This window comes from Pseudoalteromonas sp. P1-16-1b (assembly GCF_001401785.1).
Taxonomy (GTDB): Bacteria; Pseudomonadota; Gammaproteobacteria; order Enterobacterales; family Alteromonadaceae; genus Pseudoalteromonas; species Pseudoalteromonas undina.
Window position 1 is genome coordinate 91,322 of record NZ_LKGQ01000004.1, and the last position, 15,214, is coordinate 106,535.

Below are 15,214 nucleotides of genomic sequence, written 5' to 3' on the forward strand. Positions count from 1 at the left end.
TGCGGCTTAATACATTTGTTCAAAATCAGGAATACTGTTTTCCCAAATCGGTTTTTCTTTACCAATATATTCACGTACAGCATCAAAAAATAACCGGGTTCTTACCGGTAAATCACGATGTGGGTATACTGCATACATGGCACTGTGTTCCATTAATTTTAGATCCGTTAATAAAGGCACCAGTTGTCCATCAATCACTTCTTTATCCAATATAAACGCGGGAGCTAAAACGTAAGTGGTTCCAGAGAGTGTTTTCATTAACAGTGCTTCAGCATCATTGGCTCTAAATACACTTTTAATTTTTTGTTCGCATTGTTCACCCAGGTGGTTGTAGTAACTTACTCCATCAACTCGCAGTGAACTACTTGCGTAACTAGCGGCGGGTAATTGTGCTAAATCAGTTATGTTTTTCGGCATTCCATAGGTTTCGATAAATGCAGGGGAAGCTAAAAGTAATAAACGATTACGCGCAATCTTTCGAGCAATCAAAGAGGAGTCTTTTGGCTCACCTACTCTAAATGCCAAATCAAATCCTTCTGAGACAATATCGACAAGCCGATCATCTAAACGAAGTTCTACTTCCACTTGCGGAAAGCGCTTTTGGAAATCGTTGATCACTGGTTGTAAATAACGCCGACCAATTAAAGTCGATGAGGTAATTTTTAATACGCCACGAGGTTCTAAGTGATAATTCTCTGCCATACGCAGGGTATCGCCGAGTAGGCTTCGCAACTCGTCCGCTTTTTTTATCATTTCAGCGCCTGCTGCGGTAAGTGAAAACGAGCGGGTGGTTCGATTTAATAGCCTCACGCCTAGCTCATCTTCTAAACGACTAATTTGTTTAGAGATCACGGAACGATCAATGTTGCGTATTTCAGCAGCTTTAGCAAATGATCCCTGCTCAACCACTTCAAGCAGCATTAAGAGTCGGCTTGTTGTATCCATTATTGCACCATTGTGTCACTTTGATGCCATTTTGGCACTAATGAATTTAAAAATCTATTGTTTTTGTCAACAAGTATGTTCCGTATTATGTATCGCCTAATTAACAGGAGCGTCGTTATGAACAAACACTTAGTTGCTACAGCCTTATCTGTTGCATTAATTACTCTGACCGGTTGTGCTGAAGAAAGCACAGCGCAATCAGCACCCGCACAACAATATCAAGCTATTGATGTAGCCCAAGTTCTGGTCAAGCCTGTACAAAGTTGGCATACCTATACAACGCGCTTAGAGTCACCGCAAAAAGTGGCATTAATGCCGCGTGTATCAGGCATAATTGAGCAAATTGAATTTAAAGAAGGGGATGCTGTTAAGCAAGGTGATGTGTTATTTCGCCTTGATGATCGTTCATTTAGAGCCACGGTAGCTAGTTTACAAGCTCAAGTTAAAAGTGCACAAGCGGCTCTTGAACAAGCAAAAAGCGAAGCATCACGTGCAGTGCGTCTAACTGAGCGTAAAGCAATTTCTACAGAACAAGCACAAGCTCGTACCTCAACGTTACGTCAGCGTGAAGCACAACTTGCTGCACTTAAAGCGCAGCTTAAAGCCGCAGAACTTGATTTAGAGTTTACCTCTGTGGTTTCACCTATTGATGGAATTATCTCTCGCGCAAACATCACTAAAGGTAACAACGTCCTTGCCGGGCAAAGCGTGCTCACTTCAATTGTTTCAAATGACAAAATGTATGCCTACTTTGATGTCGATGAACGTACTTGGAACAATGCATTTGATGATGTTACTGCATCAAGCAAGCAACCTGTCGTTATGCAAAAAGTAGGGCAGAGTGATTTTAATTACAACGGTCACATCAACTTTATAGATAACCAAATTAATGCTTCTACTGGCACATTACGTGTACGAGCGGTATTTGAAGATCGTAGTAACGAGCTACGCTCAGGCTCTTTTGCACGGATTAAATTGGCTGCCAATGCAATACGCGAAACCGTCATTATTCCAGATAGAGCTATTGGTACTGATTTAAAAAATCGTTTTGTTCTTACTGTGGGCGAAAATAATGTACTGCAATATAAATTGGTTACTGTAGGTGAGCGCTATGGCGCATTACGTGCCATTACCTCTGGCCTTGAACAGGGTGATGTGATTGCCGTGAATGGGCCCGCTCGCGTAGGACCTGGCATGCCAATATCACCAAATAAAGTGACAATTAATACCCAAGGTGTGGCATTTACACTCACTGCTAACCCTGCCGATTTAGTTGCTAAGCAATAAGGTTATTAAATGAAATTTTCACACTTTTTTATCCAGCGACCGATTTTTGCGGCCATGCTGTCGCTGATTATTTTGATTGCGGGTGGTATTTCTTTATTTCAGCTGCCAGTCAGTGAATACCCAGAAGTTGTGCCACCCACAGTGGTAGTGACAGCCAGTTACCCGGGCGCAAACCCAACGGTTATTGCACAAACAGTGGCAACACCGCTTGAACAAGAAATAAACGGTACTGAAAACATGCTATATATGTTTTCACAAGCGACCAGTGACGGGCGCATGACTTTAACCGTAACATTTGCCTTAGGGACGGATTTAGACCGTGCTCAAGTACAGGTGCAAAACCGAGTAAATAGTGCATTACCGAGGTTACCACAAGAGGTACAGCGTTTAGGGGTAGTTGCTGAAAAGTCATCACCCGATTTAACCATGGTGGTGCATTTATATTCACCCCAGAATAGCCATGATACGGCGTATTTATCAAATTATGCCGATTTAAACATTAAAGATGAAATAGCTCGTTTACCTGGCGTGGGTGATATTCAGTTATTTGGCGGTGGTAAATATGCTATGCGTGTGTGGTTAAATCCAGATGCATTAGCAGCACGTGAGCTTACAGCAACCGATGTTGTGGCTGCTTTGCGCTCGCAAAATCAGCAAGTTGCAGCGGGTAGCTTAGGTGCTCAACCAATCTCTAACGATAGCCAATTTCAAATTTTATTAAACGTGAAAGGCCGCCTAAATAGCATTGAAGAATTTAAGCAGGTCATTATTAAAGTCGGTGAGCAAGGGCAACTTACGCGTTTGTCAGATGTGGCGCGTGTTGACTTAGGCCAAGACTCGTACTCACTGCGTGCTGAACTTGATAATCAACCCGCATTGGCAATGCCAATATTTCAACGCCCGGGTTCAAATGCCATTGAGCTTTCAGATCAGGTCCGTGAAACCATGGCACGTTTATCGAAAGATTTTCCTGAAGGTGTTGAATACGACATTGTTTATGATCCAACTGTGTTTGTTCGTGGCTCTATTGATGCGGTAATAGCTACATTGCTTGAAGCAATCGCATTGGTTGTTATTGTAGTTATTGTATTCTTACAAACGTGGCGCGCATCTATTATTCCGCTTATAGCTGTGCCAGTTTCACTCATTGGTACCTTTGCTGTAATGCAATGGCTTGGTGTTTCTATTAATACCTTATCGCTATTTGGTTTAGTACTGGCTATAGGTATTGTGGTTGATGATGCGATTGTAGTGGTCGAAAATGTTGAACGAAATATAGAAAACGGCTTATCGCCGCTTGAAGCAACACGCGTTGCAATGACAGAGGTAACCGGCCCAATTATTGCGATTGCATTGGTATTGTGTGCGGTATTTATTCCAACGGCTTTTATTACTGGACTTTCTGGACAGTTTTATAAGCAATTTGCTTTAACCATAACTATTTCAACGGTTATTTCAGCGTTTAACTCACTGACATTGTCGCCGGCGCTAGCAGCCTTATTGTTAAAATCGCACGACGCAAAACCAGATGCGTTTACCCGCTTATTAGATAAGTTATTTGGTCGCTGGTTATTCAAGCCATTTAATCGACTGTTTAACCGTGGTGCAACAGGGTATGAAAAGCTAGTACAAAAGCTTATTCGTATGAGCGTGGTGGTAATGGTTGCCTATGTTGCTTTAGTTGGCGGCACTATTAAGCTGTTTGACGCGGTACCTGGTGGCTTTATACCACAGCAAGATAAGCAATACTTAGTTGCCATTGCGCAGCTACCAGATGCAGCAAGCTTAGACAGAACTGAAGCGGTAGTAAAACAAATGCAGCAAATAGCGCTCGAGGTTCCAGGTGTTGCAAACACTGTGGCGTTTCCAGGCCTATCTGTAAATGGTTTTACTAATAGCCCTAATAGCGGCATTGTGTTTACACCATTGGCGCCTTTTGCAGAGCGTACCGATCCGAGTATGTCGGCTTCGGCTATTGCGGCGCAGTTAAATCAGCGTTTTGCGGCAATTGATGAAGCGTTTGTGGCTGTATTTCCGCCACCGCCAATTCAAGGATTAGGCACTACAGGTGGCTTTAAACTGCAAATTGAAGATAGAGCAAATAAAGGCTTTGAAGCATTATTTAATAGCTTGCAATCAGTGATTGCTGCGGCGCAAAAAGATCCGGCGTTAATGGGGCTGTATTCAAGCTTTAGAATTCAAGTACCGCAAATGGATATTGATATTGACCGCGAACAAGCACTTATCCAAGGTATTGCGCTTGATGAAGTATTTAACTCATTGCAGATTTATTTAGGCTCAGTGTATGTAAACGACTTTAATATGTTTGGTCGTACCTACCAAGTAAATGCTCAAGCAGATGCTGAATTTAGGGTAGACCCAGAGAAAATACTAAACCTAAAAGTACGTAATCGTGCAGGTAATATGGTGCCACTAGGCTCAGTGCTTACGGTAACGCCAACTATAGGCCCTGATCGTGTTATGCACTACAACGGTTACCCAAGTGCTGAACTTAACGGCAGCCCAGCGCCAGGTTACAGCTCAGACCAAGCGCAAACAGCGATTGAAAATGTATTGGCGAAAACGCTACCTACTGGTATTGAATATGAGTGGACTGAGGTAACGTATCAGCAAGTACTTGCCGGCAATACTATGGTGTACGTGTTCCCACTGGTGGTATTGCTTGTGTTTATGGTACTGGCTGCACAGTATGAAAGCCTACGTTTACCATTGGCCATTATTTTAATTGTACCTATGACTATATTCTCTGCGTTATTAGGGGTGTGGTTTGTAGGCTCAGACAACAATATATTTACCCAAATAGCGTTAATTGTACTGGTGGCACTGGCCTCTAAAAACGCCATTTTAATGGTGGAATTTGCCAAAGATAAACACGACACTGGATTATCGCACCTTGAAGCTATGTTGGCAGCGTGCCGTATGCGTTTACGTCCTATTTTAATGACCTCAATTGCCTTTACCGCGGGTGTTATTCCGTTAGTGTTGGCAACCGGTGCCGGTGCTGAAATGCGTCATGCAATGGGTAACGCAGTATTCTCAGGTATGATTGGTGTGACTGTATTTGGGCTATTATTTACGCCAGTGTTTTACATGCTGGTGGTAAAAAAGCAGCGCGCTGAGGAGTCTTCAAATGACTAAATTACATTTAAACAAATTTAAAATGCCGGCATTTTTAGGCTCAGTGTTAGCGATTGCAGTGTTATCTGGCTGTGCGAGCAAAATAGATACAGCAGCTGAGCAACAACAAGTAAACGAGTTTGTTGCCCAAGCAATATCGGCAGAACAGTATGTTGGTGAAGATGAGCAAAACTGGTGGTACAAGCTCGGTTCAGCGCAATTAAACCAGCTTGTTAGCAACGCATTAGCTAATAACTACGACTTACAAACGAGTCAGTTAGTGCTTAAAAGTGCGTTGGCACGTATTGGTGAACAACAAGCACAATACTTACCGCAAGGCAGTGTTGAGGTTGGAGCTAAACGAAGTGGACTAGGCGATACCAATAGCCGACAATCAAGTGCAAATGTTGCACTTGATTGGCAGCTCGACTTATTTGGTCGAATAACTGCACTCGTTGATGCCGCAAATTCACAAGCTATGAGCCAAGCAGAGCAAGTTAGGCTATTACAAATTGAAATTGTGTCATCTGTGGTTAAAGGGTTTGCCAGCTATCAGGGCAACCTGCAAAAGCAACAAATTATTGAAATGCAAATAGAAGCACTTGAACAAAGCATTCAAGTGCTGCAGGCGCAAGTAGATGAAGGTGTGGCAAATGAGCTTGATTTAAACCGCACCATGGCGCAACTTAGGCAGCAACAAGCGCTCATTCCGGCGATTGAATATGCTAAGTTTCGTGACTTATCTACGCTGGCGGTATTAAGTGCACAACCAACGCAATCACTGAGCATTAAAGATGAACGCGCTATATTGAGCAAGGCATTTCAAGTGTCATTAGCAAAGCCAAATCAAGCGATTGCACTACGGCCCGATATTAGCCGAGCATTATATGACTTTAGCCAAGCAAATAGTTTAAGTGTGGCAGCCAGTAAAGCTCTATTACCCGATATCAGCTTAAGTGGTTTTGCAGGCGTGCTAAGTTTGGGCAGTAATGGTTTTAGCGACACCCAGCAGCAGTGGCAAGTTGCACCACAAGTACAATGGTCTTTATTGAGTTATCCTGCGTTGTTGGCTCAGCGTGATGCGCAGCAGTTTTTAAGTCAAGCTGCTTATACTGACTATCAACAAGTGGTGTTAAAAGCCATTAACGAGAGTGAACTTTCATTGCAATACTTGGTCAATCAAGCACAGCAATCGCGTTTTGCTGAGCAGCGGTATCAATTTGCTAATAATGCATTTTTGCAAGCACAAGCAATGTATGAAGAAGGGCAAATTCCTTACTTAGAGTTGTTAGATGCACGTCAGGATGTTTTAATAGCACAAGAAAATGCTGTTGATTCAACTATTTCATCGTTACTGGCTAAGGTAAATGCTTACCAGTCATTTAATGGACGATGGAGTTACGCGTTAAGTAATACTAACTAGTAGAGTTTTTGATGCCTAATACTGTAGTTACAAACCCAGATACTATTCCTTCATCTATGCAGGCTATTGCCTTAATAGAGCCTAATGAGGATATTAACTTAACGGATATTCAATTACCTGTGCCTCAATGCACAGGTAATGAGCTGTTAGTAAAAGTGGAGTATGTTGGTTTAAATCCGGTGGATGCGCAATTTGCTAAATCTGGCTTTTGTTTATGGCAGTATCCGCATGTTTTAGGCTTGGATGCAGTGGGTGTAGTGGTTAAAGCGGGTAAAGGCGTATTTCCTGGCGTGGGTGAGCGTGTAATGTGGCACGCCAGTATTGGTGAGCAAGGGATATTGAGCGAATACGCAAAAGTGCCTAATTATGCAGTGTCTATCATTCCGCAGCAATTAGCCAGTGATAAGGCTGCTACTTTGCCCTGCGCCGGAATGGCAGCGCTTATCAGCTTAGATAAATTAGCCGTAACTGAGGGCGATACCCTCTTTGTTGAAGGCGGGGCAGGTGCTGTAGGTCAATTTGCTATTCAATTTGCAAAGCAGCGTGGTGCCGATGTATTTACAACCGCCTCCAAGCGTAACCACAAATTGGTTAAGCAGCTAGGGGCTGATGTAGTCTTTGATTACAATGACAAAGCCTTATGTGACAAAATTCGCCGAGAGCTTGGCCCACAAGGATTTGATGCCGTTATTGATATTATGGGTGGGGAATCGACCATTCAAAATATCGAGCTAATGCGTTTTTGTGGTCGTATTGCTTGTTTAAATCCACTGCCTAATTTTGAACAACAGCTAATGTACCGTAGAGCACCCAATATTAGTATTGTATCCTTAGGTGGCGCGTGGTTAGCCAATAGCCTATGCGCGCAGCAGCGCATGAGTTTTATGGGTAATTTGTTGCTTGAAACGGTCTCTAATGGCGAAATAATTCCTCCAGAAGTATTAGCTGTTGATTTTAACGCAAAGGCTGTTTCTAGCGCATTAAACAACCAGTTAGCAGGTGGTTTTACAGGTAAACAAGTGGTTAAAATAAGCTAGGTTTACTCACATTCCCATATTTAAAAAGCGCAGCCTAATTTTAGGCTGCGCTTTTTTGTTTCTACTTTATTACCAAATCCGTATTTGCGGCGCCAACAACCAGAATTATTAAATTTTTAACAAAAAAAATAATAATTCAGCGTACATGTGTAAGCCTTTTTATTTCAACAGTTTACGTTCAGGTAAAGAAAATAAATTGAAAAAACTGTTAATTAATTGAATAGAGTAATTGATCTAAACCGATTTTTATGACGTAATGTAGGTATTATTTATCTGGTCGGATGAGTTCGTTATGAGTTTACGTACAAAATTAAAAAAAGTATTACCAAGTATTTCAGTTACTGAGCAAGAAGCGCTAGACGCTGGCGATGTATGGCTAGAAGGGTCTATCTACCAAGGTAAACCAGATTTTAGCGCGCTACGCGATGTACCTGCGGCAAAATTAACCGCAGACGAACAAGCGTTTCTAGACGGTCCAGTACAAGAACTACTAGGCATGATTGATGATTCAGTCATTCAAAATGGTATTCATTTACCAAACGACATTTTAGAGTTTTTGAAAAAAGAGCGTTTCTTCTCGCTGATCATCCCTAAATCGTTTGGCGGTTTAGAGTTCAGCCCATACGCTAACTCAACAATTGTAGGTACTATTGCAACGAAAAGTTCAGCTGTTGCGGTAACTGTAATGGTACCAAACTCGTTAGGCCCGGGTGAGTTACTACTTCACTTCGGTACAGATGAGCAACAAGCACATTACTTACCACGTTTAGCAAATGGTACAGACATTCCATGTTTTGCATTAACCAGCCCAGAAGCAGGTTCTGATGCCGGCGGTATTCCTGATGTAGGTACTGTTACTAAAGGCATGTACAACGGCGAAGAAGTACTTGGCCTAGAAATTACATGGGACAAGCGCTACATTACACTCGCACCAATTGCTACTGTACTTGGTTTAGCGTTTAAAGTAGTTGACCCTGATGGTTTATTGGGTGGCAAAGAAAACCTAGGTATTACTTGTGCACTTATTCCAAAAGAGCACCCTGGTGTAGAACTTGGTAACCGTCATGATCCTATGGGTATCCGTTTTTACAACGGTACTACACGTGGTAACAAAGTATTTGTACCAATGGACTTTATTATCGGTGGTCAGAAAAACATCGGTCGCGGTTGGCAAATGCTAGTTAGCTGTTTAGGCGCAGGTCGTGGTATTTCATTACCAGCATTGGGTGTAAGTACAGCACAAGTTGCATTTAAATCAGCTTCTGAGTACGCAGCAGTGCGTGAACAGTTTGGTTTATCAATTGGTCAATTTGAAGGTATTCAGGAAAAGCTAGCTGATATCGCAGGTAAAACATACCTACAAGAAGCAATGCGAGTATTGACAACTGAAGGTTTAGGCATGGGCTTAAAGCCATCGGTAGTGACTGCAATTGCTAAATACCATATGACAGAGCTTGGCCGTGATGTGCTTGACTCAGCAATGGATATTCAAGCGGGTAAAGCAATTCAGAATGGTCCTCAAAACACACTTGCTAGCGGTTATGTGGCGCAGCCAATTGCCATTACGGTAGAGGGCGCGAACATTCTTACTCGTAACCTGATGATCTTTGGTCAAGGTGTTATGCGTTGTCACCCATACCTACAGTCTATGGTTGAGTCTATTCATAGCGATGACAAAAACGCAGATGCAGAATTTAACGGTATTTTACGTAAAACAATTGGTTACAGCACAGCAAATAGCTTACGTGCATTCCGCTTAGGTGTACTACCATTCACAGCTGGCGCAAACTCTGCGTTACCAGAAGTACGTGACTACGAAAAAGCAGTACATAAATTATCAGCTAAATTAGCTGTATATGCTGACTTCTCGTTACTAGTACTTGGCGGTAAATTAAAGCAAGCTGAAATGCTTTCAGCACGTTTAGGCGATGTAATGAGCTTCTTGTATGCAGCTATGGCATCTATTAAGTATTACGAGCAAAAAGTAGCAAGCAGCGAGCGTGAGCAAGCGGCTCCTTACTTCCATTATGCGACTCGTTTTGCACTACAAAGTGCAGAAGAAGCATTGCACAAGTTCTTAGACAACTTCCCTGCAAGTGGTACTCGTAAGTTCATTCGTTTCATTACTATGAACTACTCAACCAAAATGCCAAAAATTAGCGATGATTTAATTCGTGAATTAGCAAAACAAGCTCAGCTTGATACGGCATTTAAAGCGCAAATCACACATTTAGTTAAGCCAATTGAAGGTGATGGTCATCACATCAATGAGCAAGCTTACAAAGCTAAAATGGCGTCACTTGAGCTATTAGCTAAAGTGAAAAAAGCGCTACGTGCTAAAACCTTTAAGCCGGGTACGCGTTTTTCAATCACACTTGAAAATGCACTTGCTGCAAAAGTAATTAACGACGCTGAATTTGTTCAGTTAAGTGACTACAACAAAAAGCGTGAAAAAGCGATTCGTGTTGATGAGTTCGACTTCGATATGAACATTCTAGACGACAACGCACAGCCAGTTAATCCGCTTAAAAGCGTGGTTAACCAATAAAATTCAATAATGCAAAGCGCCTGCAGTTTAGGCGCTTTTATTGATACAAAATTAGTGTGGAGTCCTGCTTGAGTAACATCAAGCGGGGCTTTTTTATGGGTGTAATTTAAGCCCATAACTAATGGCGGCTAATTTAATGGTACAGGACATTATTAAACGTTGTTTTAGTGTATTTTAACAATGGGTGGTAAATAACCTACGTAATTACTTGTTTACATTAGAGTTGTTTAGTGGAATTATTAAGCGTATGTAATATACGCCGTTTTGAGGGTTATAACCCCCAAAGTGGTGTTTAATAAGCTGTTATGTTTTAGGGAAAAATTATGATTTATACGACAACGGAAACTGTTCCTGGTAAAGAAATCGAAGCTGTATTGGGCATAGTTAATGGCAATATGGTTCAGTCTAAACATGTTGGTCGAGATATCATGGCTGGTTTAAAAGGAATAGTGGGCGGCGAACTCAAAGGCTATACCGAGATGTTGATGGAAGCTCGAAATGTAGCGTTAGAACGATTAATAGAAGATGCAAAAAAGTTAAATGCCGATGCAATAGTAGGAATACGATTTACAACTAGCTCAGTTACTGATGGGGCATCAGAAATATTAGTGTTTGGCACAGCCGTTAAACTTCGAACATAACAAACAATTTAAGCAGATTCGAAACGCTTGGCATTTTTGGTGTTTTCTTCCAAAGCCAAGAAATGAGGACGCTTTCCTCTTTTCTGCACTGTATTAAAAGAACAGCCTGACTAAAAGTTTAAAGTTGGCAATGTGTTAACTTATTTGTTAAAAAGAAATTAATAAATATATTAGTGGGGCGCTGGCAGAGATATGCGCGATGAGCACACTATAAAATTGTTATGCGCAAATGGAGTCTGCATGAGTAAAATAATCAAACTATCAGCATTAGTGCTGATCATATTTATTGCTTTATGGCAGCTGAGTAAGAATGAAAAATTTCAATTTTTTGGTAACCTTATAGATCGAGTAGAAACAACTGAAAAATTAGTCGCATTAACTTTTGATGATGGTCCGACTAGACTTAAAACAAAAGAAATTCTCCAAATCCTAGATGAATCAGAAATTAAAGCTACATTTTACCTAGTCGGCAAAGCTATAGAAGAAAACATTCAAGAAACAAAAAATATCATTGATAAAGGTCATGAAGTTGGAAACCATTCATATACTCATCAACGTATGGTTTTGAAAAGTTATAACTTTGTTGCAGATGAGCTAGAAAAAACTAATGAGTTAATTACAGAGGCAGGTTATAAAGGTGAAATACATTTTAGACCACCTTATGGTAAAAAATTGTTTTCGCTACCTTATTATCTAAATAATAATAATATAACTACCGTTACGTGGGATGTGGAGCCTGAAACTTATTTAGATAAAAATGCTAGTGCAAGTGATATATCCGATTACGTTGTCCAAAATACTAAGCCAGGGTCAATTATTCTTTTACATGTAATGTTTAAATCTAGAGGTAATTCAATGGCTGCGGTACCTTTAATTGTTCAGCAGTTAAAAGATAAAGGTTATCGCTTTGTTACAGTATCTGAATTAATAGGCAGTAGCGCATAACAAGGTGCTTAAAAGGACTAAAACAGTTTGCTCGTTTTTTGCAAAGTACCGCAAAAAAGCCAGCCAACCATTTTAGCCTCTTAGCAAAGCGTTAGGGTTACAAGGAGTTTCGGTGAAATATATAGCGTTCTTATTTGTTTTTACTTTGGTTGGTTGTGTGTCAACACCACCCAAAGCTATAAATGAATTTTATAACGGTAAATACGCAGTACGTGACCTATCGTCTGCCTATATGCCAAAGGAAACACACGAATTATTGTTTACTGAATTGGTTAAATGCTACCAACGGGAAATATCTTCGATAATTCCAATACCTACTGTTAATGCTGCCATTAAAGTAAGCCAATCTTCTTATGTTGAATATAATATTTTGCCCAATGGCACAAGACAACTTGCACTAGTAGGTGAAGCAGGTTGGAATCGGTTCTATCAACAGCTAATCGAAATAAAACCAACAAACGACAATTCTACATTGGTACAAGTCTATGAAATCAGCTCGGCTTGGAAAAAACACACGAGTAGAATAGTTGGTTGGCTTAACGGTAAGGAAGCTGAAGGTTGTGGTGTTTGGTAACCCTAACAAGGCAATTATGGGTGGGACGTCTAAAGCTTGGCTGGCGCTCATTCTTCGCTAATTTTAGCCAAGCTTCATACGCTCCATATTGCGGCGTTAGCTATTCAAGGAAATTTAGCATTCAATGAAAAACTTTATTTTAATCATCTTAGTAAGCTTAATTGCGGGTTGTGCTGCAAACATTAAGCAATCAGTAAAAACATCGAACATGCAGCAAGGAGCCATACCAAATAGTATATCAGTAGCTATATCCTCATCTAATTCAATCTCTAAAAGTAGAGATTTAACTAAAAGTATCACTGAACTTAATACATTAATAACTACAGATTACAAAGGTAATTTGATACCAAGCAACTCATCTAATCAGGCTGATATCTCCGTGGAAATAACAATAGAGCATTTTCGTTATGTTTCAGGGTTTGGTCGATTTATGGCAGGTGTAATGGTAGGTGATGCCGAATTGATGCTAAACGTTAAGCTCGTAGACCTATCCACAAACCAAATAGTTAGTGAATCGCAACTAGATACTCGTTCAGAGTTTAGTGAAGGAATATTCGGTGCTACAACTTCTAGACAGTTAGAAGCTATGTCTAAAAAGATAGTTGATATCATCAATTCCAGTGCAAAGAATAGCTAACAAGCAATCAGGCAGGGACAAATGCTCGTTGGCCAAACAACGGCCAAAACGCTCCCATGAGCACCTGTTGTAAGGTGTTATATGAAATTAGGAGAGAACTTATGTTGAGAAGGATGTCTTGGATATTGCTGGTTTGTACATTCGGTGCCCATTCAGGTGAAGAGGTACTTTCTATTGATAGAGTTGTACCTAATAGTTTTGATTTGGCCTTTCCAAACGAATCAAACATTCAGCCAGAGCAGAGTGATTTTAGTGTAAATAACTTTGTATTAATGAGTAATGATTCTGGTGAGCGTTGGGCGGTAGTAACTTTGACTAATATGGCATCAGGTCGAAGAAGTCTAACTAATAAACACCTAATGGCTATCGTTGCAGACGGGCAACGAATTGCACCATTGGAGTTTTTACAATCATTCAAAGCAGATGAGACACTATCGTTAACTATCAACTTTGGTGAAAGTAAATTTCCTTTGCTATCAATCTATTCAAGGTCTGGCAAATAACAAACACATCAAGGTGATCGCAAACTCGCTAGGATATCAAAACTACGCGGCGATTGAGTTTGGTGCTCTGCACAGTTTAACCAAATTGCTGTTACGTTTTTGTGCCCTATATGTGGATTTATGTGTACAAGGAGGCAAAGTGAATATCAGACATATTTTGTTACTCGTTATCATTTTATTTATATCTGGTTGTACTACGTCAGGCCAGCTTTATTATATTGATGCTAAAGGTAATGAGAAACTTGGTTGTGATATAGAATTTATAGGTATGCCAAGTGTTGATAAATTTGCTGTTGAATATGCTTTAAGCCTTTGCGCTAAAAGCATTGTTAAAAAAGGCGGCGTTATTCAGGAAGAGCACCTTTTAATGGTTGATACAGCTATTCCCTTAGCTCCATGTGAAAAGGCTTGGACTCACGAATTAGCTAAGCAACAATATCAGGCTAAAAAGTTAACTAAGAAAGAGTATGGCTATATTGTTGCAAATATAGATTTAGGTTTAGCAACAGTCAATAACTGCACATAACAGGCGCTTTAAGCGCGGGCTGCTAACAGCTGACTCAGCTTCGCTACATACACTTTAGCCAACAATTATCAGCCCATTATGCGGGCTTTAGGTTTTTATCAAAATATGGAGTTTTATTCTAATTATGGAAAAATCAGTTCAAGTCGAAAATAATGAAGATAGTATAGAGAAATCTCGAAGTGTAGAAAAAAATAAAATCCAAAATGAAACTATTACAACAGAGCTACATTTTGAGTTGTTAAAACAGTATGCATGGCTATCATCAGCAATAATAGGTGCTGTTGTTATACTTATTCAATTAAAAGTACTTACCTTTGGCTCAAAGGTTTATATTCCTTTAGGTTGTTTTTGTTTTTCAATTCTTAACTCTTTAATTGCTCAAGAATATATAGTTGAGTCATTAACAAAAGGTAAAACTATTTATGATATCTCTAAAAAAGTCTATATATTACGCAACTTTTCTATATTTGGTTTAGGGGTTGGCGTAGGGTTACTTGCTAATAGCTTTATTTAGACAACAAACACATTAAGCAAGACAAAACAGTTGGCTTTTGTTTCTACGTCGCTTATTTTAACCAACTATTTTATTGCCTCTAATGGGGTGTTAAATACCTAAATGGAGTTTAGATGAATATTCAAGTTTTTAGACCAAAACAATTTGTAGATATGGCGAGAGACTATAAGTTGTTTGCGGATGACGTAGAAGTTGCCACTATAAAAAGAGGGGTTACGCAAACAGTAAACATCCCTGATTCAACTAAAACTATTCAAGCGAAAATAGATTGGTGTTCAAGCCAAACTTTTCCTGTAGCCTCAATTACTGACAAAGGAATTATTATTAAAAATTCTTTTGGTAGTAATATATTCAAATTGCTTTTTTTAACTATTTATTATGTCAGTTTCGGTAAAAGCAAATACTTATCGGTAACAAACGGTATTTAGTAAGAATATTCAAACGAAAAAAAACCGTTGGCTGTTTTCACACTGTTTAATATTTTAGCCAACTATTT

14 protein-coding genes are annotated in these 15,214 nt (G+C 40.1%); 13 read left to right on the plus strand and 1 reads right to left on the minus strand.

What is annotated here, in order from left to right:
* Window positions 1–6 precede the first annotated feature (6 nt).
* A complete protein-coding gene (locus AN392_RS04505) occupies window positions 7–945 on the minus strand; it encodes a LysR family transcriptional regulator (protein WP_010389001.1) in 939 nt (312 codons plus the stop codon).
* A 117-nt stretch (window positions 946–1,062) separates the two neighbouring features.
* Between AN392_RS04505 and AN392_RS04510 the strand changes: the two genes are divergently transcribed.
* The 13 genes from AN392_RS04510 (at window position 1,063) to AN392_RS04570 (ending at window position 15,146) form a co-directional block, all read left to right on the plus strand.
* Window positions 1,063–2,232 (plus strand): efflux RND transporter periplasmic adaptor subunit, encoded by a 1,170-nt coding sequence (locus AN392_RS04510; RefSeq protein WP_055011970.1) that lies wholly within the window; start codon window positions 1,063–1,065, stop codon window positions 2,230–2,232.
* 9 nt (window positions 2,233–2,241) lie between these two features.
* Window positions 2,242–5,391, plus strand: coding sequence for an efflux RND transporter permease subunit (locus AN392_RS04515; protein ID WP_055011971.1), 3,150 nt, complete (start codon window positions 2,242–2,244; stop codon window positions 5,389–5,391).
* On the plus strand, window positions 5,384–6,793 hold the full coding sequence (locus AN392_RS04520) for a TolC family protein (RefSeq protein ID WP_055011972.1): 1,410 nt from the start codon (window positions 5,384–5,386) through the stop codon (window positions 6,791–6,793). The genes AN392_RS04515 and AN392_RS04520 overlap by 8 nt, the downstream gene beginning before the upstream one ends.
* A gap of 11 nt (window positions 6,794–6,804) precedes the next feature.
* Window positions 6,805–7,830 (plus strand): zinc-binding dehydrogenase, encoded by a 1,026-nt coding sequence (locus AN392_RS04525; RefSeq protein ID WP_010388996.1) that lies wholly within the window; start codon window positions 6,805–6,807, stop codon window positions 7,828–7,830.
* Window positions 7,831–8,122: 292 nt separating this feature from the next.
* Window positions 8,123–10,378, plus strand: coding sequence for an acyl-CoA dehydrogenase (locus tag AN392_RS04530; RefSeq protein WP_055011973.1), 2,256 nt, complete (start codon window positions 8,123–8,125; stop codon window positions 10,376–10,378).
* Between the two features lie 323 nt (window positions 10,379–10,701).
* The gene (locus AN392_RS04535; RefSeq protein ID WP_010388994.1) at window positions 10,702–11,019 is read left to right on the plus strand and encodes a heavy metal-binding domain-containing protein; all 318 of its coding nucleotides are present in this window, start codon (window positions 10,702–10,704) and stop codon (window positions 11,017–11,019) included.
* 240 nt (window positions 11,020–11,259) lie between these two features.
* Window positions 11,260–11,964, plus strand: a complete 705-nt coding sequence (locus tag AN392_RS04540; RefSeq protein ID WP_055011974.1) for a polysaccharide deacetylase family protein — start codon at window positions 11,260–11,262, stop codon at window positions 11,962–11,964.
* Window positions 11,965–12,076: 112 nt separating this feature from the next.
* Window positions 12,077–12,538 carry a hypothetical protein gene (locus tag AN392_RS04545; RefSeq protein WP_055011975.1) on the plus strand — a complete coding sequence of 154 codons (462 nt, stop codon included), beginning with the start codon at window positions 12,077–12,079 and terminating at the stop codon, window positions 12,536–12,538.
* Window positions 12,539–12,662: 124 nt separating this feature from the next.
* A complete protein-coding gene (locus tag AN392_RS04550) occupies window positions 12,663–13,175 on the plus strand; it encodes a DUF4410 domain-containing protein (RefSeq protein WP_010388992.1) in 513 nt (170 codons plus the stop codon).
* 113 nt (window positions 13,176–13,288) lie between these two features.
* Window positions 13,289–13,678, plus strand: coding sequence for a hypothetical protein (locus AN392_RS04555; protein ID WP_082424780.1), 390 nt, complete (start codon window positions 13,289–13,291; stop codon window positions 13,676–13,678).
* Window positions 13,679–13,817: 139 nt separating this feature from the next.
* Complete coding sequence (locus AN392_RS04560; RefSeq protein ID WP_055012073.1) at window positions 13,818–14,204, plus strand: hypothetical protein; 387 nt, start codon at window positions 13,818–13,820, stop codon at window positions 14,202–14,204.
* Between the two features lie 124 nt (window positions 14,205–14,328).
* Window positions 14,329–14,718, plus strand: coding sequence for a hypothetical protein (locus tag AN392_RS04565; RefSeq protein ID WP_055011977.1), 390 nt, complete (start codon window positions 14,329–14,331; stop codon window positions 14,716–14,718).
* Window positions 14,719–14,831: 113 nt separating this feature from the next.
* Window positions 14,832–15,146, plus strand: coding sequence for a hypothetical protein (locus tag AN392_RS04570; protein ID WP_008466158.1), 315 nt, complete (start codon window positions 14,832–14,834; stop codon window positions 15,144–15,146).
* The last annotated feature ends 68 nt before the right edge of the window (window positions 15,147–15,214 follow it).